24 protein-coding genes and 3 riboswitches are annotated in these 23,677 nt (G+C 40.2%); of the genes, 5 read left to right on the top strand and 19 right to left on the bottom strand.

Annotated elements, in window-relative coordinates:
* Window positions 1-5: 5 nt before the first annotated feature.
* From spxB to HT724_RS05205, 4 genes are all read right to left on the bottom strand, one after another.
* Window positions 6-1,781, bottom strand: a complete 1,776-nt coding sequence (spxB, locus tag HT724_RS05220; protein ID WP_033681403.1) for a pyruvate oxidase — start codon at window positions 1,779-1,781, stop codon at window positions 6-8.
* A gap of 206 nt (window positions 1,782-1,987) precedes the next feature.
* Window positions 1,988-4,231, bottom strand: coding sequence for a heavy metal translocating P-type ATPase (locus tag HT724_RS05215; RefSeq protein ID WP_173276675.1), 2,244 nt, complete (start codon window positions 4,229-4,231; stop codon window positions 1,988-1,990).
* Between the two features lie 9 nt (window positions 4,232-4,240).
* Window positions 4,241-4,612 (bottom strand): cupredoxin domain-containing protein, encoded by a 372-nt coding sequence (locus tag HT724_RS05210; RefSeq protein WP_173276676.1) that lies wholly within the window; start codon window positions 4,610-4,612, stop codon window positions 4,241-4,243.
* A gap of 10 nt (window positions 4,613-4,622) precedes the next feature.
* The gene (locus HT724_RS05205; RefSeq protein ID WP_070842694.1) at window positions 4,623-5,018 is read right to left on the bottom strand and encodes a CopY/TcrY family copper transport repressor; all 396 of its coding nucleotides are present in this window, start codon (window positions 5,016-5,018) and stop codon (window positions 4,623-4,625) included.
* Between the two features lie 183 nt (window positions 5,019-5,201).
* Window positions 5,202-5,299: riboswitch (TPP riboswitch) on the top strand.
* Between the two features lie 83 nt (window positions 5,300-5,382).
* On the opposite strand from HT724_RS05205, the gene thiD reads away from it, so the two are divergent.
* Window positions 5,383-6,174 (top strand): bifunctional hydroxymethylpyrimidine kinase/phosphomethylpyrimidine kinase, encoded by a 792-nt coding sequence (gene thiD, locus HT724_RS05200; RefSeq protein WP_173225285.1) that lies wholly within the window; start codon window positions 5,383-5,385, stop codon window positions 6,172-6,174.
* 200 nt (window positions 6,175-6,374) lie between these two features.
* Here thiD and thiE (HT724_RS05195) read toward each other — a convergent pair whose 3' ends face one another.
* From thiE (HT724_RS05195) to lctO, 11 genes are all read right to left on the bottom strand, one after another.
* On the bottom strand, window positions 6,375-7,007 hold the full coding sequence (gene thiE, locus HT724_RS05195; protein ID WP_173276677.1) for a thiamine phosphate synthase: 633 nt from the start codon (window positions 7,005-7,007) through the stop codon (window positions 6,375-6,377).
* Window positions 7,000-7,803: a hydroxyethylthiazole kinase gene (locus HT724_RS05190; protein ID WP_173276678.1), complete on the bottom strand. Its 804-nt coding sequence runs from the start codon at window positions 7,801-7,803 to the stop codon at window positions 7,000-7,002. The genes thiE (HT724_RS05195) and HT724_RS05190 overlap by 8 nt, the downstream gene beginning before the upstream one ends.
* Window positions 7,803-8,327, bottom strand: coding sequence for an energy coupling factor transporter S component ThiW (gene thiW, locus HT724_RS05185; protein WP_173276679.1), 525 nt, complete (start codon window positions 8,325-8,327; stop codon window positions 7,803-7,805). The genes HT724_RS05190 and thiW overlap by 1 nt, the downstream gene beginning before the upstream one ends.
* A 4-nt stretch (window positions 8,328-8,331) precedes the next feature.
* Window positions 8,332-9,024: a thiaminase II gene (gene tenA, locus HT724_RS05180; RefSeq protein ID WP_173276680.1), complete on the bottom strand. Its 693-nt coding sequence runs from the start codon at window positions 9,022-9,024 to the stop codon at window positions 8,332-8,334.
* Window positions 9,025-9,034: 10 nt separating this feature from the next.
* A complete protein-coding gene (locus tag HT724_RS05175; RefSeq protein WP_173276681.1) occupies window positions 9,035-9,685 on the bottom strand; it encodes an energy-coupling factor transporter transmembrane component T in 651 nt (216 codons plus the stop codon).
* A 1-nt stretch (window position 9,686) separates the two neighbouring features.
* Window positions 9,687-11,072 carry an ABC transporter ATP-binding protein gene (locus HT724_RS05170; protein WP_173276682.1) on the bottom strand — a complete coding sequence of 462 codons (1,386 nt, stop codon included), beginning with the start codon at window positions 11,070-11,072 and terminating at the stop codon, window positions 9,687-9,689.
* Complete coding sequence (locus HT724_RS05165) at window positions 11,073-11,633, bottom strand: ECF transporter S component (RefSeq protein ID WP_173276683.1); 561 nt, start codon at window positions 11,631-11,633, stop codon at window positions 11,073-11,075.
* A gap of 157 nt (window positions 11,634-11,790) precedes the next feature.
* Window positions 11,791-11,879, bottom strand: a riboswitch (TPP riboswitch).
* 209 nt (window positions 11,880-12,088) lie between these two features.
* Window positions 12,089-12,718: a thiamine phosphate synthase gene (thiE, locus tag HT724_RS05160; RefSeq protein ID WP_166731202.1), complete on the bottom strand. Its 630-nt coding sequence runs from the start codon at window positions 12,716-12,718 to the stop codon at window positions 12,089-12,091.
* Between the two features lies 1 nt (window position 12,719).
* Window positions 12,720-13,502, bottom strand: coding sequence for a hydroxyethylthiazole kinase (thiM, locus tag HT724_RS05155; protein WP_173276684.1), 783 nt, complete (start codon window positions 13,500-13,502; stop codon window positions 12,720-12,722).
* 129 nt (window positions 13,503-13,631) lie between these two features.
* A complete protein-coding gene (locus HT724_RS05150; protein ID WP_173276685.1) occupies window positions 13,632-14,300 on the bottom strand; it encodes a TenA family protein in 669 nt (222 codons plus the stop codon).
* Between the two features lie 207 nt (window positions 14,301-14,507).
* Window positions 14,508-14,596: riboswitch (TPP riboswitch) on the bottom strand.
* A 148-nt stretch (window positions 14,597-14,744) separates the two neighbouring features.
* Window positions 14,745-15,881 (bottom strand): L-lactate oxidase, encoded by a 1,137-nt coding sequence (gene lctO / locus HT724_RS05145; RefSeq protein WP_088791092.1) that lies wholly within the window; start codon window positions 15,879-15,881, stop codon window positions 14,745-14,747.
* A gap of 214 nt (window positions 15,882-16,095) precedes the next feature.
* On the opposite strand from lctO, the gene HT724_RS05140 reads away from it, so the two are divergent.
* Genes HT724_RS05140 through HT724_RS05125 form a run of 4 tightly spaced genes read left to right on the top strand, consistent with a single transcriptional unit; the run spans window position 16,096 to window position 19,050 of the window.
* Window positions 16,096-16,776, top strand: coding sequence for an amino acid ABC transporter permease (locus tag HT724_RS05140; protein ID WP_173276686.1), 681 nt, complete (start codon window positions 16,096-16,098; stop codon window positions 16,774-16,776).
* Window positions 16,736-17,413 carry an amino acid ABC transporter permease gene (locus HT724_RS05135; protein ID WP_001154146.1) on the top strand — a complete coding sequence of 226 codons (678 nt, stop codon included), beginning with the start codon at window positions 16,736-16,738 and terminating at the stop codon, window positions 17,411-17,413. The genes HT724_RS05140 and HT724_RS05135 overlap by 41 nt, the downstream gene beginning before the upstream one ends.
* A complete protein-coding gene (locus HT724_RS05130; RefSeq protein WP_173276687.1) occupies window positions 17,414-18,172 on the top strand; it encodes an amino acid ABC transporter ATP-binding protein in 759 nt (252 codons plus the stop codon).
* A gap of 11 nt (window positions 18,173-18,183) precedes the next feature.
* Window positions 18,184-19,050 (top strand): cysteine ABC transporter substrate-binding protein, encoded by an 867-nt coding sequence (locus HT724_RS05125; RefSeq protein ID WP_173276688.1) that lies wholly within the window; start codon window positions 18,184-18,186, stop codon window positions 19,048-19,050.
* Window positions 19,051-19,262: 212 nt separating this feature from the next.
* Here HT724_RS05125 and pyrE read toward each other — a convergent pair whose 3' ends face one another.
* The 4 genes from pyrE to HT724_RS05105 form a co-directional block, all read right to left on the bottom strand.
* Entirely contained in the window at window positions 19,263-19,895 is a 633-nt protein-coding gene (pyrE, locus tag HT724_RS05120) for an orotate phosphoribosyltransferase (RefSeq protein ID WP_173276689.1), read from the bottom strand.
* 33 nt (window positions 19,896-19,928) lie between these two features.
* Window positions 19,929-20,630, bottom strand: coding sequence for an orotidine-5'-phosphate decarboxylase (gene pyrF, locus HT724_RS05115; RefSeq protein WP_173276690.1), 702 nt, complete (start codon window positions 20,628-20,630; stop codon window positions 19,929-19,931).
* 528 nt (window positions 20,631-21,158) lie between these two features.
* Window positions 21,159-22,481 (bottom strand): ISLre2 family transposase, encoded by a 1,323-nt coding sequence (locus HT724_RS05110; RefSeq protein WP_240156724.1) that lies wholly within the window; start codon window positions 22,479-22,481, stop codon window positions 21,159-21,161.
* A gap of 375 nt (window positions 22,482-22,856) precedes the next feature.
* Window positions 22,857-23,633: a Fic family protein gene (locus HT724_RS05105; RefSeq protein WP_173276691.1), complete on the bottom strand. Its 777-nt coding sequence runs from the start codon at window positions 23,631-23,633 to the stop codon at window positions 22,857-22,859.
* Window positions 23,634-23,677: the final 44 nt, after the last annotated feature.

The raw sequence follows: 23,677 nt of genomic DNA, 5'->3' as shown, positions 1-23,677 counted from the left end.
AGAAATTATTTAATTGCGCGTGATTGCAACCCTTCTTCTTCCAAGAAGAGACGGAATGGTACGAGTTCTTCTGCTTCGTATTTTTCCTTGAAGGCTTTGATTGCTTCTTCTGAGTGAAGTTTTGGATCCAATTCAAGTACTTCTACTGGAAGTGGGCGGTGTGGAGTGATGCGAGCATCGATCACAACAGTTTTACCTTCTTTGTTGAGTTTAACAGCTTCTGCAACAACTGCATCGATGTCTTCGATACGGTCAACTGTAAATCCTACAGCACCTTGCGCTTCAGCGATTTTCGCATAGTCAGCATTAGGGAAGTCACAACCAAACAAGTGTTTGTTTGTGTCTTCGTATTTGTCCTTGATGAAGGCATATTTACCATTTGAGAAGACAACGTTAATAACTGGAAGGTCGTATTGAACGTTTGTGATAACGTCTGGGTAGCACATGTTGAATGCACCGTCACCCATGATGTTCCATACTTGGCGATCTGGATTGTCTTTCTTAGCAGCGATACCACCAGGAAGGGCAATACCCATTGTCGCAAAGAGTGGAGATGTACGCCACATGTTCTTAGGTGTCATGTGAAGGTGACGAGTAGATGTTTGAGTAGTGTCACCTACGTCGATTGAGTAGATAGCGTCTTGATCAGCATGTTTGTTGATTGCATTGTAAACTTGATACAATTGCAATTCACCCTCAGTTTTACCTTCGATTTTGTTCATGTAATCACGCCAGTTTTGGTTATTCTTAACGTTTGCACGCCACCATGGAGTAGATTCAACTGGGTTCACTTTGTCAAGGATAGCTTTAGCTGCTTGACCTGCGTCACCAAGGATTGAAGCGTCAAGGGCGTGACGTTTACCAAGTTTGTAAGGGTCGATATCGACTTGGATGAATTTTTCAGTGTTCTTGAATGCTTCGTAAACTTCAGCAAATGGGAAGTTTGAACCAAGGAAAAGAACTGTGTCTGCTTCAAAGACCACTTCGTTGGCTGGTTTCCAACCAACACGGTAAGCAGAACCTGTCAAACCTTCATAGTTCCATTCGAAAGCTTCAAAGTTTTTACCAGTTGTGATGATTGGTGCTTTGATTTTACGTGACAATTCAGTAATCACTTCACCAGCTTTAACACCACCGTAACCAGCATAGATAACTGGACGTTCAGCATTGTTCAAGATTTCAACAGCTTTGTCGATTTCAACTTCGTTCAAAGCAGGAGCGATGAATGAACGCTCGTATGAACCTGAACCGTAGTATGAATTTTCATCGATTTCTTGGAAGCCGAAGTTTACTGGGATTTCAACAACAGCTGGACCTTTTTTAGAAACTGCAGCACGGCAAGCTTCGTCAATAACTTTTGGTAATTGCTCAGCATAAGCTACACGTTTGTTATATACAGCGATACCGTTGTACATTGGGTTTTGGTTCAATTCTTGGAAAGCATCCATGTTCAATTCGTTAACTGGACGTGATCCAAGGATTGCTAGGAATGGAGTGTTATCCATAGCTGCATCGTAAACACCGTTAATCAAGTGAGTCGCACCTGGACCACCTGAACCAACTGCAACCCCGATTGAGCCGCCGAATTTAGCTTGCATAACCGCTGCAAGAGCACCTGTTTCTTCGTGGCGAACTTGCAAGAAGCGGATATCTTTATCTTCAGCCAAAGCGTCCATCAATGAGCTGAGTGTTCCTGATGGGATACCGTAGATTGTGTCTACGCCCCATGTTTTCAATACATTAAGCATTGCTGCAGATGCAGTAATTTTCCCTTGAGTCATAATGATAACTCTCCTTCAATTTTTTTAGACTTGGAGAATACGATTACATAGAATTGGAAACGTTCTCCAAATTTTTACTATTCCACTGTATCATATTTATGCTGACTTTTCTAAAAATCTGCTCAAAACTCTCTATTCTCTATTCTAATACAGTTTTGAAAGTGCTGTCATTCCTGTTTTATAACAAAGAAATCTAGTCATTACTTTTAGTCTATTTTAGTAAAGTTTAAGAGAAGAGAACTGGTCAAAACAGATACAGAACTAAAGGCCATGGCTAGACCTGCCAATTCTGGATTGAGAGCTAGTCCAACACCTGAAAAGACTCCTGCTGCTATCGGAATTCCGACGACATTGTAGATAAAGGCCCAGAAAAGATTGAGCAGAATTCGATTAAAGGTTTTCTTACTCATGTCAAAGGCACGCACCACTCCTAGGAGGTTATTAGTTGTCAACACCAAATCTGCTGACTCGATGGCGATATCCGTTCCAGCTCCCATAGCAATCCCCACATCTGCTACACTGAGGGCAGGAGCGTCATTGATGCCATCACCAACAAAGGCTACTTTGCCAGCCGCTTGTAGTTTATGGATTTCGTTGGCTTTTTCTTCTGGCAAGACACCTGCAATGACCTCTTCGATTCCGATTTGATCTGCAATAGCACGCGCCACACCAGCATTATCTCCTGTCAGCATGACTGTTTTAAGACCACGTTTTTTCAACTGACTGATGGCAAGCTTAGCATTTTCCTTGGGAATATCTTGCAAAGCAAGCAAGCCTTTGATTTCATTGTCAACAGCTAAAAACACAACTGTCTTAGCTTCTTTTTCCAGTTCTTCTAGTTTTTCCTGATAAGTGCTAGAAATATCCATGCCATCCAGCATTTTAGCATTTCCAAGCAGAACTTGTTTTCCATTGATTTGCCCTGAGACACCTTTTCCGTGCAAGGCTTGGAAATTTTCCACAGTGTGAAGCTCAAGTCCAGCTTCACTCGCTCGTTTCACAACGGCTTCAGCCAGTGGGTGTTGAGAAGCTTCTTCCAAGGAAGCTGCCAATCCAAGCACTTCTACTTCGTCGCCAATGATATCTGTTACCACAGGCTTCCCTTCCGTCAAAGTCCCAGTCTTATCAAAGACAATAGTTTGAACTTTCTGGATTTCCTGTAGAACCATTCCATTTTTGAGAAGAACTCCCATCTTGGCACTGCGTCCTGTCCCTACCATAAGGGCTGTCGGTGTTGCAAGACCCAAGGTACAAGGGCAGGCAATAATCAGAACTGCTACTCCATAGAGAAGCGAAGATACAAAGCTAGCTCCAAGCACAACTACACTATCCCTGAGCAAGACAAACCAAACCCAAAAGGTCACAATCCCTAAAATGACAACTGCTGGGACAAAAATGCCTGAAATTTTATCCGTCAAGTCCTGAATCGGCGCACGACTTGTCTGAGCTTTCTTTACAAAATCAACAATCTGAGCCAAAACAGTCTCTGAACCAATTTTTTCTGCTCTAAAAACAAGTGTTCCGCTATTATTGATGGTTGAGCCAATGACAGTATCTCCAACTGTCTTGTCCACAGGCAGACTCTCACCTGTCACCATAGACTCATCAATACTGGACACACCTTCGACTACAACCCCATCAACCGCAATCTTTTCACCGGGACGCACTCGAATCAGGTCACCTACCTTGACTTGTTCCAAAGGAACTTGAACATAGTGATCCTCACGCAAGACTTCTGCAGTTTTAGCCTGCAAGTCAAGTAATTTCTCCACAGCTTGGGAAGTATTTTTCCGCATTTTCTCCTCAAAAACGGCTCCCATAAGAACGAAGAAGAAGATAAATGCAGCACTTTCAAAGTAAACGGGGAGGCCAGCGAAGAGGGCAACTAAGCTATAGAAATAGGCCACTAGGGTTCCCAGAGCAACCAAGGTATCCATGTTGGCATTGTGCTTTTTAAAACTAGCCCAAGCACTTTGGATATAAGGACCACCTGCTACTAGCATAATCGGTGTTGTGGCTAAAAAGGTGCCCCAACGCATGACTTGGTGACTAATTCCTCCTGTCGACATCCCAATCATGAGAATCACAAGAGGCACAGTAAAGATACTGGTAATCCAAAAACGCTGTAAAAGTGATAGAGATTTTCGAGTCTTCTCAACTACGGTATAACTCCCCTTTTGCATCTTCATACCACAAGAAAATTCATGTTGACCTAATTCTTGAGGTGTAAAACGAATGACTTTCTCCTCATCTACGCCGATTGGTTCCAAGATACCTTCTTCTTTAAACAGAATTTCCTTATAACAGTTTGAAGGTGTTGTACGATGAAAGGTAATCTCAGCTGGAATTCCTTTTTGCAGTTGAATGTGGGCTGGATGATAGCCTTTGTCTGCCGTGATACGGATTTTTTGAACACCATTTTCAAGACTTGCTTTTATAATTTCAGTCATATTATTCTCCTATTCTACAATCATCTTACCGTGCATCATATTCATGCCACAAGAGAAACCATACTCTCCAGCCTGCTCAGGCGTGATTTCCACTACATACTCTTCACCCATGGGCAGGTCCGCATGTACACCAAAGTCTGGAAAGACGATCTGATCCAGACAGGGTGAAGGATCCTTGCGGTCAAAGACAATGCGGGCTGGCACTGATTTCTTGAGGACAATCAACTCAGGCGTATAGCCCCCCATGACCTCCACTCGAATCTCTTGGTAGCTCTTTTTTTGCTGGGCCTTTTGTCTAGATTTTTCAGGCTTTTTGAAAAACCAAAACAAGATAAACGCGATAAGGGAAATACAAATAATGGTTACAATACTATTTAACATGACGTCTCCTTTACATACAATTACATTTTACTTTTGTTACAGCGCTTGATTTCTTCTCAGAAATCACAGCTTCCAAGTCTTCCAAGTCAGCCTGAGTAAAATCACATTCAGCAATCAAATCAGCCAACAAGTTCTTAATCCTACGAGAACAAACCTTGTCCTTGATATCTTGGACAAGTAAATCCCGACTTTGGTCCAAAGTTAAAAGGGCTGAATAAACAAAGGACTTACCTTCTTTCTTCCTTGTCAGACACTCTTTCTCAACCAAACGAGCCAAAAGAGTTTGAATGGTTGACTTTGACCAGTCGAACCGCTCCGCCAGAACCCTGATCAAATCCGTACTGGTCTGCTCTCCTTGCATCCAAATAATCTTCATGACCTGCCATTCTGCATCTGAAATCTGCATCATCACACCTCCAAAATCTACATTCGTCAATTACAATTATCAGTATACTCTCAAAGTCTACGTTTGTCAATTATAAAATCAATCTTTTCTTCGAAAAATAGGATTTTAATCATTTGAAAAACGATTTGCAGTCAAATATTACTATATAAACAATAAAAATATGCTATACTAAAGAAAAAAGAAAACAACCACTAGGGGTGCGTAAAGCTGAGATTAACAACTGTTAGACCCTTTGACTCAATCTAGGTAATGCTAGCTGATGGAAGTGGAAATGATAATGGGGACTAGCAGTCTTCTATTACCTTTCTAAAACAGACCAGCTTGTTCTTAAGAATACAAACTTCAGTTGGTTGGGAGGTTTTAGATGACTTATTTACCCGTTGCTTTGACCATTGCAGGTACTGACCCCAGTGGTGGTGCTGGCATTATGGCTGATTTAAAGTCGTTCCAAGCTAGAGATGTCTATGGAATGGCTGTTGTAACCAGTCTTGTCGCTCAAAATACCAGAGGTGTTCAATTAATCGAGCACGTTTCTCCTCAAATGTTGAAAGCCCAATTGGACAGTGTCTTTTCTGATATTCCACCTCAGGCTGTAAAAACTGGGATGTTGGCAACTACCGAAATCATGGAAATCATCCAACCCTATCTTAAAAAGTTGGACTGTCCCTATGTTTTAGATCCAGTTATGGTAGCGACTAGCGGAGATGCCTTGATCGACTCAAGTGCTAGAGACTATCTCAAAACAAACTTACTACCTCTAGCAACTATTATTACGCCAAATCTTCCTGAGGCAGAAGAGATTGTTGGTTTTTCAATCCATGATCCTGAAGACATGCAGCGTGCTGGTCGCCTGATTCTAAAAGAATTTGGTCCTCAGTCTGTAGTCATCAAAGGTGGTCATCTCGAAGGCGGTGCTAAGGATTTCCTCTTTACCAAGGATGAACAGTTTGTCTGGGAAAGCCCACGAATTCAAACCTGTCACACCCATGGTACTGGATGTACCTTTGCTGCAGTAATTACTGCTGAACTAGCCAAGGGAAAAAGCCTTTATCAGGCAGTTGATAAGGCCAAGGCCTTTATCACAAAAGCTATTCAAGACGCTCCTCAACTTGGTCATGGTTCTGGCCCAGTCAACCATACAACTTTTAAAGATTAAGAAAAAAACTCTCTAGTTCCCACTTTAAGGGAATTAGAGAGTTTTTATACTCTTCGAAAATCTCTTCAAACTACGTCAGCTTCCATCTGCAACCTCAAAACACTGTTTTGAGCTGACTTCATCAGTCTTATCTAAAACCTCAAGGCAGGGCTTTGAGCAACCTGAGGCTAGCTTCCTCTTTGATTTTCATTGAGTATTAGTTAGGAAATAATGTCATGCAACTTTGTTAAAAAGGCTTGCGTTTTTGCCTCAATATCTTCTGCCTGCATCAAATCACGTACAACAGCTACACCAGCTATGCCAGTGCCCATAATCTGGTCAATGTTCTCTGAAGTCAAGCCTCCAATAGCAACTACTGGAATGGCAACCGTTTGGCAAATTGTTTTCAAGGTCGATATCAGAGTAATGGGTGCATTTTCCTTGGTGGTTGTCGGAAAAATGGCTCCTGTCCCCAAGTAATCTGCACCTAATTTCTCCGCTTCCAGAGCTCTTTTTATTGTTTTAGCGGTGACACCGAGGATTTTTTCAGGACCCAAGACTTTGCGAGCTACCGAAACTGGTAATTCATCATCTCCGATATGCAGACCTGCTGCATCAACTGCAAGACAGACATCCAAACGATCATCGATGATCAAGGGTACCTGATAAGCATCTGTTATTTCCTTGACTTCTTTTGCCAGCTGATAATATTGATTGGTTGTGAGATTTTTTTCTCGCAATTGGACTATGGTAACCCCTGAACGGCAGGCCGTCTCAACTTTTGCAAGAAAGCTTTCCACGGAATCTTGATAGCGATTGGTTACCAGATATAGTCTAAGTGCTTCTCTATTCATAAACCTCTCCTTTGATGGTATCTAGCCAATTTTCATCTCTTCTTAGGAGCGAAAGCTGATTGAGTACTTGGTAACGAAATTCTTCCAATCCCATTCCTTGAACAACTATTTTCTCAGCAGCGATATTGAGATAAGAGACTGCTAAGCAAGAAGCTTCAAAACCAGTCTTTCCTTGGCTGAGAAAAACAGCTGTTAAGGCTCCAACCAAGTCTCCTGTCCCTGTTATCCAGTCTAATTCAGTACAGCCATTCTCCAGTACAGCAACTTGATTCTCCGAAACAATAAGGTCCTTGGGGCCAGTAACTAAGAAAGACATACCAGGATAGGTCTGACACCAATCTTTCAAGACTTGAAGCAAATCCTCCGTTTCTTGATCTTTAGCACTCGCATCGACCCCAACGCCGTGGTGCTTTAAGCCAACAAGACTTCGAATTTCTGACATATTTCCTTTAAGTACCGTAGGTCTATGGTCTAAAAGGTCTTTAACTAAGCTCTTACGAATAGAGGAAGCCGTTACGCCAACCGCATCTACTACCATTGGAAGAGAAACTTGAGCTGCATACGAGGCTGCCATGCGGATTGCTTTTTCCTTCTCAGCTGACAAATGCCCCAAATTGATGAAGAGTGCCTGGCTTTGCTTAGTAAAATCAAGAACCTCACGGGGATCATCTGCCATGACAGGTTTGCATCCCAGAGCCAAAATTCCATTTGCCAGCATCTCACAAGAAATCTCATTGGTAATACAGTGAATGAGGAAACTAGAGCCTATAGGAAAAGGATTTGTCAATGCCTGCATCAGTCTATCCTTTCAGCAAAGAAATATCCTTGCACTTTTTTAAAGAATTCCTGCTTGATTAAAAATCGAAAGGCAATAAAGGAAATCACTGTACCAATCAAGGTTGCTCCGAAAAATCGAGGCGTGTAGATAAACCAGCTGAGCTTAGCAGCTGATCCTGTAAAGAGTACCATAACAGGATAGGAAACAATAGAACCAATAATACCTGTTCCCAAAATTTCTCCCAAGGCAGAAAAATAAAATTTTCGACCATACTTATAAAAGAGACCTGCAAGGAGGGCTCCAAAAGTCGCTCCTGTGAGAGCTAAAGGAGGAATCCCTTGAGTCGTCATACGGATAAAGGCTGTGACTGTAGCCATGGCCAAGGCATAAACAGGTCCCATCATGATTCCCGCTAGAATATTGACTACACTGGACATCGGTGCCATTCCCTCAATCCGAAAGATAGGCGTAAGGACTACATCAAGGGCAATCATCATAGATAAAATGGTTAATTTGTGAACTTGTAGTTGGTGCTTTCTCATATTCCTATTCTTCTCCTGTTTCTAAAGACTGTAAATCACTCTTCCATGTCTGGTGTTGGTAGGCCATTTCCCAAAACTTGGCTTCCATATGAACACTGATGTGGAAGGCATCTAGCATTTTTTGCTTGTCTGTCTCGTCACTTTCTCGATAGAGCTGATTGACCAGTGCTCCCTCCTCTCTGATCTGTTGCTCTAACTCATCCGTAATATAAGTTTCAATCCATTGTTGATAGAGAGGATTTGGTGATGGTTTAAGATTAAGTGATTTGCCTATATCATGGTATAACCAAGGACAAGGCAGCAAACTTGCAAAGGCAATGCCCAAGTTTGGCTCTGCAAATTGCCGATAAATGTGAGAGATATAATGATAGCAGGTTGGAGCGATTGGATGTTGCTCCATTTCCTGGTCGCTGATTTCCAATTCCTTGAAAAATTGTTGGCGAATAAATAACTCACCCTCCACTAAACCCTGAGCATTTTGTTTCAAGAGTCTTTTCATCTCTTGGTTTGAAGCCTTATCAGCCAAAAGATGATAGATTTCTGAGAAGGCCTTCAGATAGTAGGCATCCTGAATCAGGTAATAGCGGAAAATGGCAGGTTCTAAATTCCCCTCTTGTAATTGTAAAATAAAGGGATGATGAAAGGAAGCCTGCCAAGCTTTCTTGGATAATTCCATCGCAATATCTGTAAATTCCATAATAACTCCTTTATAAAAATAGACTGGTTTGAAGCAATAAAAAGAAAAGCAGGTAGATGAATATTGTCCTTTGAGGAATATAAAAAGTCCTATAGCTATTCTTCAACTGTGCATGTTCGTCATATCCATGCGCCGACAGAGCTCTCAGGTAAAGATGGCGCCACCTAAAGACTGTCATCAGAACCTTGCTGTAAATCAAGGGAGACCAAACATGCAGTTCTTGACCGCGTAATAAGCACGCTTCCTTGAGGGACTTGATTTCTTGCTGGATAAGGGGGAAGGAATTGAATACCACAATTAAGGCATAAGCCCAAGACCGTGATAACCCCTTTTGAGCCAAGTACAATAGTAACTCTTTTAGTGAGATGCTTGAGATAAATACAATCCCTATACAAACTGTCACAAAAGCTCTGGTACCAAGTATAACTGCTTGGGAAACATCACCATGCAAATGAACTGCCCAGTAGTTAGCAAAGGATGGCAAAATGGCAAGCAGAATAATCCAAGCTAACATTTTAAATCGACGGTAATAGAGCATAAAGAGAATACAAAATGCGACTACCGAAAGATTAAGAACAATCGAAGGAATAAAAGATGTTTCCAAGGATAAAATCAGCAAAAAGAGACTGATAATCGGTGTCTGGGTTGCTACTTTGACCATACTACCTCACCTCCCCTTGGGTATTGCTACTCTGAGATGTGAGTGGTTTGGTAATTGTCACTGCTTTCACATGACTGAGACCCTGACTAGTCATCTCAATCCAATAATCAACTACAGAGATCAAAGGATCTAAACGATGGCTAATGATCAGAAAACTTCTTCCTTGATTTCTCTCCTCCACAATCCACTGACAAAAATAATGGCAAGCTCTATCATCCAAACCTGCAAAAGGTTCATCTAGTAAAATCACAGAAGCCTTGCTGGTCAAGATGGTCAAGAGCTGAAGAATCTTTTGCTGACCACCACTTAATTGATAGGGACTCTTATCGAGCGCCTGCTCCAAATCAAAATACCGTAAAGCTTGAAAAATCCGCTGATTTCTTTCAGAATCAGGTCCATCTAATTGAAGCTCTTCTCGCAGACTGACTCTGATAAACTGTTTCTCAGCTTCCTGAACAACACCCGTCAGGTCATGATACAAACTCTTTTTATTTTTTAGAACCGAACTCTTCCAAGTAATGCGCCCCTTATACTTTTGAAATTGAAGAATGGAGCGAAAGAGGGTTGATTTCCCGACACCATTATCACCCAAGATACAGGAAATTCCTTGGTAGAATGTGAAATCCGCAATTGAAAAGAGGGGGCGCTTATCCAGCTCACAAGTTGCTCTATCCATGTGGAATAGTTCTGGGCTAGAAGCAACTTCCTTTGAAGCAACCTGTGTCGTCTCAGAGGTAGGGATTTGAAATACTTCTCTTAGTTGGCCATCTCTTAGCTCCACCATATGATCGATATAGGCTTCATAGTCCGTTAAATCATGGTCGCACAAAATAACTGTCTTCCCATTAGAAGCTAACTCTTTTAGAATCTCCAATATCTCTATCCTACTCTTGCGGTCAATGGAAGCAAAAGGCTCATCCAAGAGATAGACCCTAGGATTCATAGCAAAGAGAACAGCCAAAGCAGCCTTTTGCCTTTCTCCACCTGATAAGTGATGAATGGGACGGTGCAAGATTGCCTTGCAGCGACATTGCTGGACAACCTCTGCTATTTTAGAATCAATTTCCTGAACGGGATGCCCAATATTTTCCAAGGTAAAAACCAGCTCCTCAAACAAGTTCTCCATGGTAAATTGATGATTGGGATTTTGAAATAGAATACCAACCGTCTGGATACGTTCGATGATAGAAAGCTGACTGACCTCGCTCCCGTTTATCAGGACTTGACCGCTATAGGGAAGAGAACTGACTTGGGAAATCATTTGAAAGAGACTAGATTTCCCTGAACCACTGCTCCCAACTAACAAGGTAAAGGCTTGCCCATGAAAGGTAAAATCAATCGGTTCTGAAAAAATTGGAGACTGAATCTCCCGTAATTCCAGCCCCATCTATGCTTTTCCTCCAGTTGCAAACTGATGATAGAGTTTGACAATGGCACGAACCAAGATAGTACAGAAGAAAAAGACGGAAATAAAACGTACCACTAGCAAGGAAAGGACAAAAGGAAGGGAGAAGGCATAGTAACCTAACTTAATGTATTCATAGACAAAACTAACAAGCGTAATCCCAATACTATTGGCAGTTAGAGAGAGCCAACTTTCATAGCGATTTCTAGTTACGATAAAACCAAGTTCACTTCCCAAACCTTGAACCAAGCCGGACAAAAGGGCACCTAGACCGAATTGGCTACCATAAAGGACTTCAGCAAGCGCAGCTAGCACTTCTCCAATCGTTGCACTTCCGACTCTCGGAACAAAGATGGCAGCAATGGGCGCAGCCATACACCAGAGTCCAAAGAGGATTTCATTGGCAAAAGCCTGTAAACCAAGAGGTGTTAAGAGTAGGCTGAGAATATTATACACATATCCTGAACCAACGAAAACCCCACCAAAAAAGATAGACAAGAAAGCAAGCAAGATAACATCTTTTAACTGCCATTTTTTCAACATAAAAAACTCCTTTTTTTAAAGAAAATTGGGGCACTCAAGGTGAGCTACCAAAAGGCTTTATAACACCTTCATCCAGTTTCGTAAAAGAAAAAACTCTAATTACAGATAGGAATTAGAGTTCAGCTTACAAGATTAGACCGTTCTTTTCGACATACGAAAAAAGCGTTTCACATTTCCCTTCGCCAGTCTTAACTGTATCAGGTTCAATGGGTATCATCTCAGCCTAAAGCACCCCAAATGTCTTTATTATTTAATTATGTGATTATTATAACACACATTTTATACTAGTTCAAGAAATTGAACTGGAAATACAGCCTTGCACTCACAAAGACAGCAGATCTTTCTTTTGCAAAAAACAAATGACCTGTTTGATGAATTAGCCATTCAAGCTGAATCTGGACATATCTTTTTAGAAAAGGAAAACTTCCACTTACTTAGAATCCAAGGATAGATACCTATTGTTCACTCATTTCTCGAACAGTTTTTTCTATATTTTTTGCATACGATATTGCTGAAATGATTGAAACACCGTCAACATTGGTCTTCATAATGTCTTTAATATGTTGCGTCTGTATCCCACCAATTGCAACTAAGGGCATTTGTGGCAATAGTTTTCTCATCAATTTAAGACCTTCATAACCTATAGCGCCACCAGCATCATCTTTTGACTGGGTATCAAATACAGGACCAACACCAACATAATCTACATATTCAACTTTTGACTGTTGAAATTCTTTCTCGTTTTTTATAGAAAGACCAATTATTTTATCTGGCATCAATTTTCTAATTTCATCAACACCTAGGTCATCTTGTCCTACATGAACCCCATCAGCATCTATTTCTAATGCCAACTCTATATCATCATTTACGATAAACGGTACATTGTATTTTTTACAAAGTTTTTTAAGTTTTATTGCTAATTCCAGTTTTTCTTTACCTTCTAAAGCACCTTTACCTTTTTCTCGAAATTGAAATAAAGTTATACCACCTTTTAAAGAATCTTCAACAACTGTATATAAATCCTTACCTAAGCAAGTAGTCGTTCCACAAATAAAATATAATTTTAATAGTTCTTTATTAAACATCTTATTTCACCTTTTTAAATGTTTCTATATCTTTATCAGTAACTTCATATAATGCATTAATAAATTCAACTTTAAACGTTCCTGGTAGATGTCCATTAGGACGCTTTTCTGCCATTTCCCCGGCAATATTATATGCTAACATTGCTGTTTCTAAAGATTTCAATTCTTGACCTTTTTCTAGTCCGATAAAGCTTGCTACTACAGCACCTAATAAGCATCCTGTCCCAATAACTTTTGGCATCATGGCACTACCATTATGAATCGTTACCACTTCTCCATTTACCGCAATAGCATCCACTTCACCTGTTACTACAATTGGAATATTGAACTTAGCGTTGGCTGCTAGAGCAATCTCATCAATATTATCCACACCAGCACTATCTACTCCTTTAGATGCCACATTTATACCTACTAAAGAAGCAATCTCTCCAGCATTTCCCCTAATCGCAGCTAGTTTGTAATTGTTGATTAAATCATCTGCTACTTTTTTTCTATATTCTCCTGCTCCACAGGCTACAGGATCTAAAACTGCAGGGACATTATATTTTTCAGCAATTTTTAGTGCCTCTTGATACAGCTTCCAATTTTCATCCGTTAAAGTCCCAATGTTAATCAATAATCCTCCAGCATATTTTAATAAATCTTCTAAGTCTGCTGGGTACTCGCTCATAGCTGGTGACGCACCCAGTGCTACTAATCCATTTGCTGTGAAATTTTTTACTACATCATTGGTGATGCAAATGACCAAAGGTGCTTTTTCTTTTAATAATTTTAAACTTGTCATATTGAAATCCTTCCTTTTCACTTTATACGATATACTGATTTCGATTTATCTCTATCTTTTGTTAAGAAATTTTTTTCATTTACATTGAATGATTTACCTCATCAAATTTGTAAATATCCTAAACTTTCTCTAGGCGTCATAACCAATATCAAAAAAGGCTAATTCTAAAGCGACCGCTTGATTCCAGCGTTGCTGAAGTTCTGTCAAATCTTCTCGACCTTTCCCAACACGATTGAGTTCGTCAACCAGAAATTGAACCCACTCTGCAAAGAAAGGACCTCTGTGGAGATTGATCCATTCCGAATGAATATAGGCTTCAGGTAGAGCCAAATCTTTAGAACCCCAGTCTAAATAGAGACCTTCTGCAATGACCAGCATGACCAAAAGATGGGCATAGTCTGATGAAGCCACTGCCGAATACATAAGATCCTGAAAGGCTTTTGTTACAGGGTGCAAGGTCACTTCCAGATAATCATTCTCAGATACTTTTAACTCTTTGAAAGCCTTTTGGAAATAACCATCTTCATCTGCTTCAAGAAAGCCTAGTTGCTTGGCAAAACGAAGTTTGGATTCAAGCTGGTCTGCGTGAGCTACGCAGGCACCCAGCATGGATAAGAAGGCATCAAAGAAGTGATAATCTTGAATTAGGTAGTCTTTTAAGACCTTATTCTTAATTGTCCCTGCAAAAAGTTCCTTGACAAAACGATGATTGACAGCAGCCTGCCAATCCTTCTGACTACTTTTTAATAATTCTCCAACAGTCAAACCTGGCTGAAATGCATAAATCTGTGTTTCCATATTTATTTTTCCTCTCTTTACTCCTTAGTAATCAATAAAATACCAAGCAAAATCCTAGTTTCACTTGACCCTTTTAAAGAAAATCTAGGGCATTTGCAGAGAGCTACCTAAACAAGCCTATCCAGTTTTATATAAACAAAAAAACTCCAATTACAATCAAGAATTAGAGTTGACTTACAAGATTAGATCGTTCATTTCGCCATACGAAAAAAACTGTTCACATTTCCCTTCGCCAGTCTTAACTGTATCAGGTTCAATGGGTATCATCTCAGCTTAAAGCACCCCAAATGTCTTTATTATTTAATTACTGCACCAGTATAGCAAAAAATGAAAGCTCTAGCAAGATATTTGACCGAAAAATATCTTTATATAGTTTTTGATAGCGATTTATTCTTCCAATACACGAAGAAAAACCTCCACATTCAGTGGAGGCAATCTCTTTTATCAATACAATTTTAAGTCACGTGGGTCAACTGGGAAGGTTGGGTTGTATGGATTGTGACGGAGCTTGAAGTGTTTGACATCTTCAATAGTCTGAGTTCCAGACAACTGCATGACTGTCTTCAATTCCGCATTCAAGTGTTCAAAGACTTGACGCACACCAACACTACCGCCGAGAGCCAAGCCATAGATAACCGGGCGACCAATAGCTACTAAGTCTGCTCCTGAAGCCAAGGCTTTAAAGACGTGTTGACCACGGCGAACACCAGAGTCAAAGACAATCGGCACACGTTTGTCAACTGCTTCTGCTACTTCTTGAAGTGAGTCGAAGGCAGCTGGTCCACCGTCGATTTGACGACCACCGTGGTTGGTTACCCAGATACCAGAAGCTCCTGCAGCAAGCGAACGTTCAACGTCCTCACGGCATTGTGGTCCCTTGACATACACAGGAAGTCCTGAGTATTCAGCGATAAATTCTACATCGCGTGGAGACAAGCGTTGTTTAGCTGATTTGTAAACAAAGTCCATTGATTTACCAGCACCTTCTGGCAGGTATTCTTCAACAATCGGCATGCCAACTGGGAAGACAAAACCATTACGCTTATCCACTTCACGATTACCCCCTACAGTAGCATCTGCCGTCAAGACAATCGCCTTATAACCTTCAGCCTTCACACGGTCCATGATGTGGCGGTTAATGCCATCATCTTTACTAAAGTAAAATTGGAACCAATGAGGTGTCCCTTGGAGGGCTTCAGAAATCTCTGGAAGGTCAACAGTAGAGTAAGAACTGGTTGTGTAAAGAGAACCGAACTCATGCACACCACGCGCAGTTGCCACTTCACCTTGTTCGTTTGCCAATTTATGAGCCGCAACAGGCGCCATAATGATTGGTGAAGACAATTTTTCACCTGCAAATTCAATTTCTGTACTTGGATTTTCTACATTGCAAAGCGTATGCGGAACGATGAGTTTGTGGTTAAAAGCACGGATGTTCTCCCGTAAAGTAAAAGTATCCTCTGCTCCACTGGCGATATAACCAAAGGCTGCTTTAGGGATCACTTTTTGCGCCATGGGCTCCAAATCATAGGTATTGATGAAATCTACATGACCTTCTGCATTGCTTGTTTTGTATGACATAAACTGTCCTCCTTGATTAAGTAAGCGTTTGCTTTTTACTATACAACTATAATAACTCTTTTTTCAATCATTTTCAAGAGTTTTGTTTGGAAATTTCAGAAATTTTATTTCTATGATAAAAAATCCTTATAACGACAATAAAAAATACATATTATCCAAAGGAGATTTTAAGTGCTACAATAACTGTATTATTTCTAGATGGGAGGTTCTATTTTTGGATTGGTCCATTGTTGAACAATATCTACCACTATATCAAAAGGCATTTCTTCTAACCTTGCATATTTCAGTTTGGGGGATTCTGGGATCCTTTCTGCTCGGTTTAATCGTTAGTATCATCCGACATTATCGAATCCCTGTTTCGGCGCAAGTAGCGACAGCCTATATTGAATTGTCACGTAATACGCCCCTTTTGATTCAACTCTTCTTTCTCTACTTCGGTCTTCCCCGAATCGGGATTGTCCTATCTTCAGAAGTCTGTGCCACTTTAGGACTGGTCTTTTTAGGAGGCTCCTATATGGCAGAATCTTTCCGAAGTGGGCTGGAAGCCGTCAGTCAAACCCAGCAGGAGATTGGATTAGCTATCGGTCTGACACCTGTACAGGTCTTTCGCTATGTGGTTCTTCCGCAAGCAACAGCGGTGGCTCTACCGTCTTTTAGTGCCAATGTCATTTTCCTCATCAAGGAAACCTCTGTTTTCTCAGCAGTGGCTTTAGCCGACCTCATGTACGTCGCCAAGGACTTGATTGGGCTCTATTATGAGACAGACATTGCGCTAGCTATGTTGGTAGTTGCTTATCTGATCATGCTGCTACCCATCTCACTGGTCTTTAGCTGGATAGAAAGGAGGCTCCGCCATGCAGGATTCGGGAATCCAAGTACTCTTTCAGGGGAATAATCTCCTGAGAATCTTACAGGGATTGGGCGTTACGATTGGTATATCCATCCTGTCTGTCCTCTTATCCATGATGTTCGGAACAGTCATGGGAATCATCATGACCTCCCATTCTAGAATCATACGATTTTTAACACGATTGTATCTGGAATTTATCCGTATCATGCCCCAGCTGGTGCTACTTTTCATCGTTTACTTTGGCTTGGCTCGAAACTTTAATATCAATATCTCAGGTGAGACTTCAGCTATTATCGTTTTTACCCTCTGGGGAACAGCTGAAATGGGAGACTTGGTTCGTGGGGCCATCACTTCCCTCCCTAAGCATCAGTTTGAAAGTGGACAGGCGCTAGGTTTAACCAATGTTCAACTTTACTACCACATCATCATCCCACAGGTCTTGAGAAGACTGCTACCGCAGGCTATCAATCTTGTCACTCGGATGATTAAAACCACCTCCTTGGTTGTTTTGATTGGAGTTGTAGAGGTTACCAAGGTTGGACAACAAATCATCGATAGCAATCGCTTGACCATCCCAACCGCTTCCTTTTGGATTTATGGAACCATTCTGGTCTTGTATTTCGCAGTTTGCTTTCCTATTTCCAAACTATCCACTCACCTAGAAAAACATTGGAGGAACTAAATGTCTGAAACTATCTTAGAAATCAAGGAACTAAAAAAATCCTTCGGAGACAATCCCATCCTCCAAGGACTTTCTCTAGATATCAAAAAAGGGGAAGTTGTGGTTATCCTAGGGCCATCTGGTTGTGGAAAAAGTACCCTCCTTCGTTGCCTCAACGGCTTAGAAAGTATTCAAGGTGGAGATATTCTTCTGGACGGTCAGTCTATCGTTGAAAATAAAAAAGACTTTCACCTAGTTCGCCAAAAGATTGGCATGGTCTTTCAAAGTTATGAACTCTTTCCCCATCTGGATGTCCTACAAAACCTCATCCTAGGCCCTATCAAAGCTCAAGGAAGGGACAAGAAGGAAGTAACGGAAGAAGCTCTGCAACTACTAGAACGTGTCGGACTTCTAGATAAACAACATAGCTTTGCCCGTCAATTATCTGGTGGACAGAAGCAACGGGTTGCAATTGTCCGTGCCCTCCTCATGCATCCAGAAATTATCCTCTTTGACGAAGTGACTGCTTCGCTGGATCCAGAAATGGTGCGTGAGGTTCTGGAACTCATCAACGACTTGGCCCAAGAAGGCCGTACCATGATTTTAGTAACCCATGAAATGCAGTTTGCCCAAGCAATTGCCGATCGGATTATCTTCCTCAACCAAGGGAAAATCGCTGAAGAAGGAACGGCTCAAGCCTTCTTTACCAATCCGCAAACCAAACGAGCCCAGGAATTTTTAAACGTCTTTGACTTTAGCCAATTTGGCTCATATCTATAAAGGAGATTTTTATGAAACTACTCAAACCACTCTTAACTGTTTTGGCACTTGCCTTTGCCCTTATCTTTGTCACTGCTTGTAGCTCAGGTGGAAACGCTGGTTCATCCTCTGGCAAAACCACTGCCAAGGCTCGCACAATTGATGAAATCAAAAAAAGCGGTGAGCTACGAATCGCCGTATTTGGAGACAAGAAACCCTTTGGTTACGTTGACAATGACGGTTCTTACCAAGGCTACGATATTGAGCTTGGGAACCAATTAGCGCAAGACCTTGGCGTCAAGGTTAAATACGTTTCAGTCGACGCTGCCAACCGTGCTGAATACTTGATTTCAAACAAGGTAGATATTACTCTTGCCAACTTTACAGTGACTGACGAACGCAAGAAACAAGTTGATTTTGCCCTTCCATATATGAAAGTTTCTCTGGGTGTCGTATCACCTAAGACTGGTCTCATTACAGACGTCAAACAACTTGAAGGTAAAACCTTGATTGTCACAAAAGGAACGACCGCTGAAACTTATTTTGAGAAAAATCACCCAGAAGTAAAACTCCAAAAATACGACCAATACAGTGACTCTTACCAAGCTCTTCTTGACGGACGTGGAGATGCCTTTTCAACTGACAATACTGAAGTCCTAGCTTGGGCGCTTGAAAATAAAGGATTTGAAGTAGGAATTACTTCCCTCGGTAATCCAGATACCATCGCAGCAGCAGTTCAAAAAGGCAACCAAGAATTGCTAGACTTTATTAATAAAGATATTGAAAAATTAGGTAAGGAAAACTTCTTCCACAAGGCCTATGAAAAAACACTCCACCCAACCTACGGTGACGCTGCTAAAGCAGATGATCTAGTTGTTGAAGGTGGAAAAGTTGATTAATACTCTTCGAAAATCTCTTCAAACCACGTCAGCTTCGCCTTGGATTATATATGTGACTGACTTCGTCAGTCTTATCTTCAACCTCAAAGCAGTGCTTTGAGCAACCTGCGGCTATCTTCCTAGTTTGCTTTTTGATTTTCATTGAGTATAAGATCCAATAACATCACAAAAAGAAATCAGGTAATCCTAGTGACTACCTGATTTTCTATGTTTTAAGCATTTTGCCAATTTTCTTGGTCTTCTTTAAAGCGTTTTAGAAGATCGAGTCCTTCTGGTGTAATGTAACCTTCTTCTTGGGCTAGATGGATAAGCTCGCTATAGTTTGAAAGTGTTACCAATTTCAAACCAGCATCCGCAAAGTTCTTATCTGCTTTTGGCAATTGGTAACTGAAAATCGCTACAACTCCAAGTACATCTGCTCCTTCGCGTTTGGCTGCTGCTACAGCTTCAAGAACAGAACCACCCGTTGAAATGAGGTCTTCAACCACTACCATTTTTTGACCTTGAGCTACACGGCCTTCGATTTGGTTACCAGCTCCGTGGTCTTTTGGTTTGCTACGGATGTAAGCAAACGGCAAATTCATCTTATCAGCAATGATAGCTCCGTGTGGAATCCCTGCTGTTGCAGTCCCTGCAATCACTTCAACCTCAGGAAAGGCTTCTTTGATAGCATCTACAAAACCATCTTCAATGAGAGTACGAGTTTCTGGATAGGCAAGAGTTACACGGTTATCCGTATAAATAGGTGACTTGATACCAGAGGCCCAAGTGAAAGGCTCCTCTGGTTTGAGGTAAACGGCTTGGATTTTCAAGAGGTGGCTAGCGATATCTTTAGCAAGTGTCATGGTCTTCTCCTTTTGTTTTTCTAATCTAATTCTTTAATTCCAGTCCTGTGTCCATTCATCCTTGATGGCATGATAAGCTGCAACAGGATCCTCAGCTTGGGTAATGGGACGTCCAACTACGATATAGTCACTCCCAATTTGATAGGCATCAGCAGGTGTCATAACGCGTTTTTGATCTCCAACCACAGCACCTGCAGGACGAATGCCCGGTGTCAGACAGATAAAATCTGGTTTGGTAGCCTGCTTGATGACTTGCACTTCCTGAGCCGAGCAAACAACACCGTCTAATCCCGCTTCAGCTGTCTTCTTAGCATAATGAATGACAGATTCTTGCAGGCTGGTTTGGATATTTTGAAACTCCTGCATCTGGGCCTCTGATGTTGATGTGAGCTGAGTAACAGCAATCAATTTGGCTTGACTTCCAAGACCTTCACGCGCAGCCTTCATCATCTCTACACCCCCAGCCGCATGAACATTGGTCATATCCACACCAAGCTTAGATAAGACCTTCATGGCTGACTTGACTGTATTGGGAATATCATGAAGTTTGAGATCCAAAAAGATACTATGACCCAGACCTTTCAAGTAAGATACAATCTCAGGACCCGTTGCGTAATAAAGCTCCATCCCTACCTTGAGATAAAGGCTTTCTTCTGCTGGGAAAAGAGCTAAAAATTCCTTGACTGCCTCAAAACTAGGAAAATCAAGAGCAATGACTGGACGATGTTCTCGCATAGGTTTCTCCTTTTACCTTTGCTAGTGAGAGAGTCTGGGTAACAGAAACCACGAAAAAAGGAACCTGCCAACAGCAAGGTTCCACGAAAAATGGGTAGTCTCCACCCTTTCACCGTCTAACCTTAGCTGCCTCTCTGGACTGCTTTAAAGGTTTTTTACTATTCTATTATTTCTACTAGCACTTGTCAAGTAAAAACATAGTTACGTATGTGTCGTGATTTTTGAGAAATCCCAGATTTCCATATAAATAAATGCAGATACACGAAAGGGCTAAACATTTTTGTATGCTCAGCCCTTGACAATGATTTCTTCTTATGCTATCATTTTATTGACTGAGTAATACAAGTGTGGTTTGTGTTACTCTGCGGAGTTGGAGGCTCATTTCCAACTCCTTTTTTCGTTGTTTTTTATATCTCTATTATACCAAAATCAGGATAAATGTCAATTATTCCACGCCAAAAAAGCCCAAATCTCACTAGAAATTTTTGCTTATTTATATTTTTGTTTTCGTTGAAATTAGCACTTAAATTATTTCATCTTAAATATCTTTTCTATATTTTTATGTAAACGGGGAAGTTTGTAGTCTTTAGAGTCATTTTTAGGTCGAACACTATCCGCACTGATATGATCCAATGAAGTATACTTATCATAGTCCCTCTTCCATTCTCCAAAAAATAAATCTCTTAATTTTCCTTCACGTTCTAACAATATCATATTCGCTACGGCTATCCCACCTTCACTTGTCCAATACATCCCTCTATGCTTCATTCTATACGTTATTTTTCTATGCTGGCTCTCCATAATCCCAATACCTGCCTTTGGAAGTCCTCTCATCTCCGCTGGTTTCGTATACTGAAAATTCCTCATTAACCTACTCGAATAATATTCAAATTTTTCCTCTCCCTCTTCACTACTAATCAAAGATTCTATAGTATCTAGTGAACGCCTTAATAATTTCTTATTATGCTCTCTAATAGCTTGAAATAAGTCTTCTCTCAACTCTCTCGGATAAGACTTTGTAAATTCTTTAATTTCTTTATTCAAGTGATATTCGTCCCAAAAATGCTCATGTCTCTTAACATTAAATGATTTAGCAATTTCAGTAAATACATGTGGAGTATAACCCTTGCCACAGTCAGAATTGGTAACTAGTACGGTCTCATTTGTAATTTCATATTCATTTTCCAATAAATCCAACAATTCTCTACGAGCTGAGCGATTATCCAATCGGATAAGCTCTTTTTTATTTTCTAGCTCAAAACGATTTGGGCTAATCTGTTTTGAGCCTGTATGAACTACAAAATGTGATAAATCCATATTCCTTTTTTCAGAACCATCTTCAGATGTTTTCACATATACACCATCTCCCTCGATGTAGATGATATCTGCTTTAATTTTTTCAATCTTCTTCTCTTCTTTAAAAAATCGATAATCATCCTTTTCTTCTAGTAATTGATTGGCTAATTTGACGACCTTATTGACCGTATCTTTAGTGACAGTTACATTATAAACCATCTCAATTGTCTCTCCTACCTGACGATAGGGTAGTTTTGTAGCTAGAACCGCAGCTTGATACAATAGTTCCTGTGAATGACGTACATTCTTTTCTAAGCCTAACATTTCATCAACTGGTATTCTACATTCACCATTCTTATACCAACGTTTTCTAGAAAAGGTCACTTCTCCAAATGTAAAAGCTACTGTACGTTCAGACTGATTTTTACAACGATATCCTTTAGATCTCATACTAGAGCTTATCGACTCATCATACTGTGCAATATGCTGTAAAAAATTTTGTTTTGTCTTTTCTTGTTCCTGACTACTAAATTTCAATTCATCAAATTGTTTCATACAATTTTTCATTTCCCTTTCAATTCTTATGAAAATTGTATGATTTTTAAAACAAGTCATCAAATTTATTTTTGTTCCAATAATAAAATAGACTTTTTCTTTAAATTAAAATCAACGCCCTATTTATTATTGAAAAATACTAAAGTGATTTAATTGAGTATCAGAAATTCAACTGTTTCTATTTCAAGGTAAAAATAAAAGCCTGATATAAGAACCAAGCTCAGTACAGTTGTCAGAATCATCATCTCACAACTAATATAACAGATTTTATAATTATAGTTATAGTTATGTTTATATTTGTAATTAGATTTATAAATATAACTGTTTTTTCCAGGGATGACTTTCTCCTCTTAGCTTAAACTGTTGCACCTTTTCTTAGAATTTATCTGACTTTTTTATGAAGTCCCCCTCTTTTTCATCATTGATAGCTCCTTCAAATCCTTTATTTTTAAGATAATTCATATAAAAAAGTTGCTCAGATCGGAAATAATCAAATAATAGCTGTCGGTTATCGTGAACCTGAAAGGCTTCAAGTGCTGAATAATAAGTTGCCTTATTAATATCATCTACAATAAAAGGGGTAAGCCCTTCTTTTAAGCATTGCTTATACAAAAGCAATCGACCTATTCGACCATTGCCATCTGCGAAAGGATGAATCCTTTCAAATTGTGCATGAAAACTTGTTAAGTAATCTAAATCTTTCTGTTTTTTCAAATCATAGCCAATCAGTAAAGAAAGCATCTCATCTTCAGTCTGTTCAACAGAAGCTGTCGCAATTTTTCCTACCTCATTTTGCAATACTTTATAACGCCCAACTGGAGCTATCGGGTTATGCTCAGAACTTGTTCCACTTTTTAGAATACGATGCAGTGTTTTAATATAGTCCTCTGTCAGTGGCTCGTTAACGGTATCTAAGATATAATCAAAACATTTAAAATGATTATTCATTTCTACCAAATCATCAATTTTGATTCCTTTTGCATCAATATTTGCGATCGTCTTTGTCTCATAAATTAAACTAGTCTGCTCTTCTGTCAGACGACTTCCTTCAATTCGGTTAGAATTATAAGCAAAGCGTTTCTGTGTAATATCATAAATACCACCGTGTACTTTTCCTTCTCTCTCTGCTAAGAGCCTTGTAATTAAATCCATTATTTCTCCTTGTAGTAAGCAGTTGTAGTTATGGATATATTTAT

Origin of the sequence: Streptococcus sp. k-402 (genome assembly GCF_013277515.1) — a bacterium.
Classification (GTDB): Bacteria; Bacillota; Bacilli; order Lactobacillales; family Streptococcaceae; genus Streptococcus.
The sequence above is the reverse complement of the archived record's forward strand: the minus strand, read 5'-3'. Positions and strand labels throughout refer to the sequence as shown.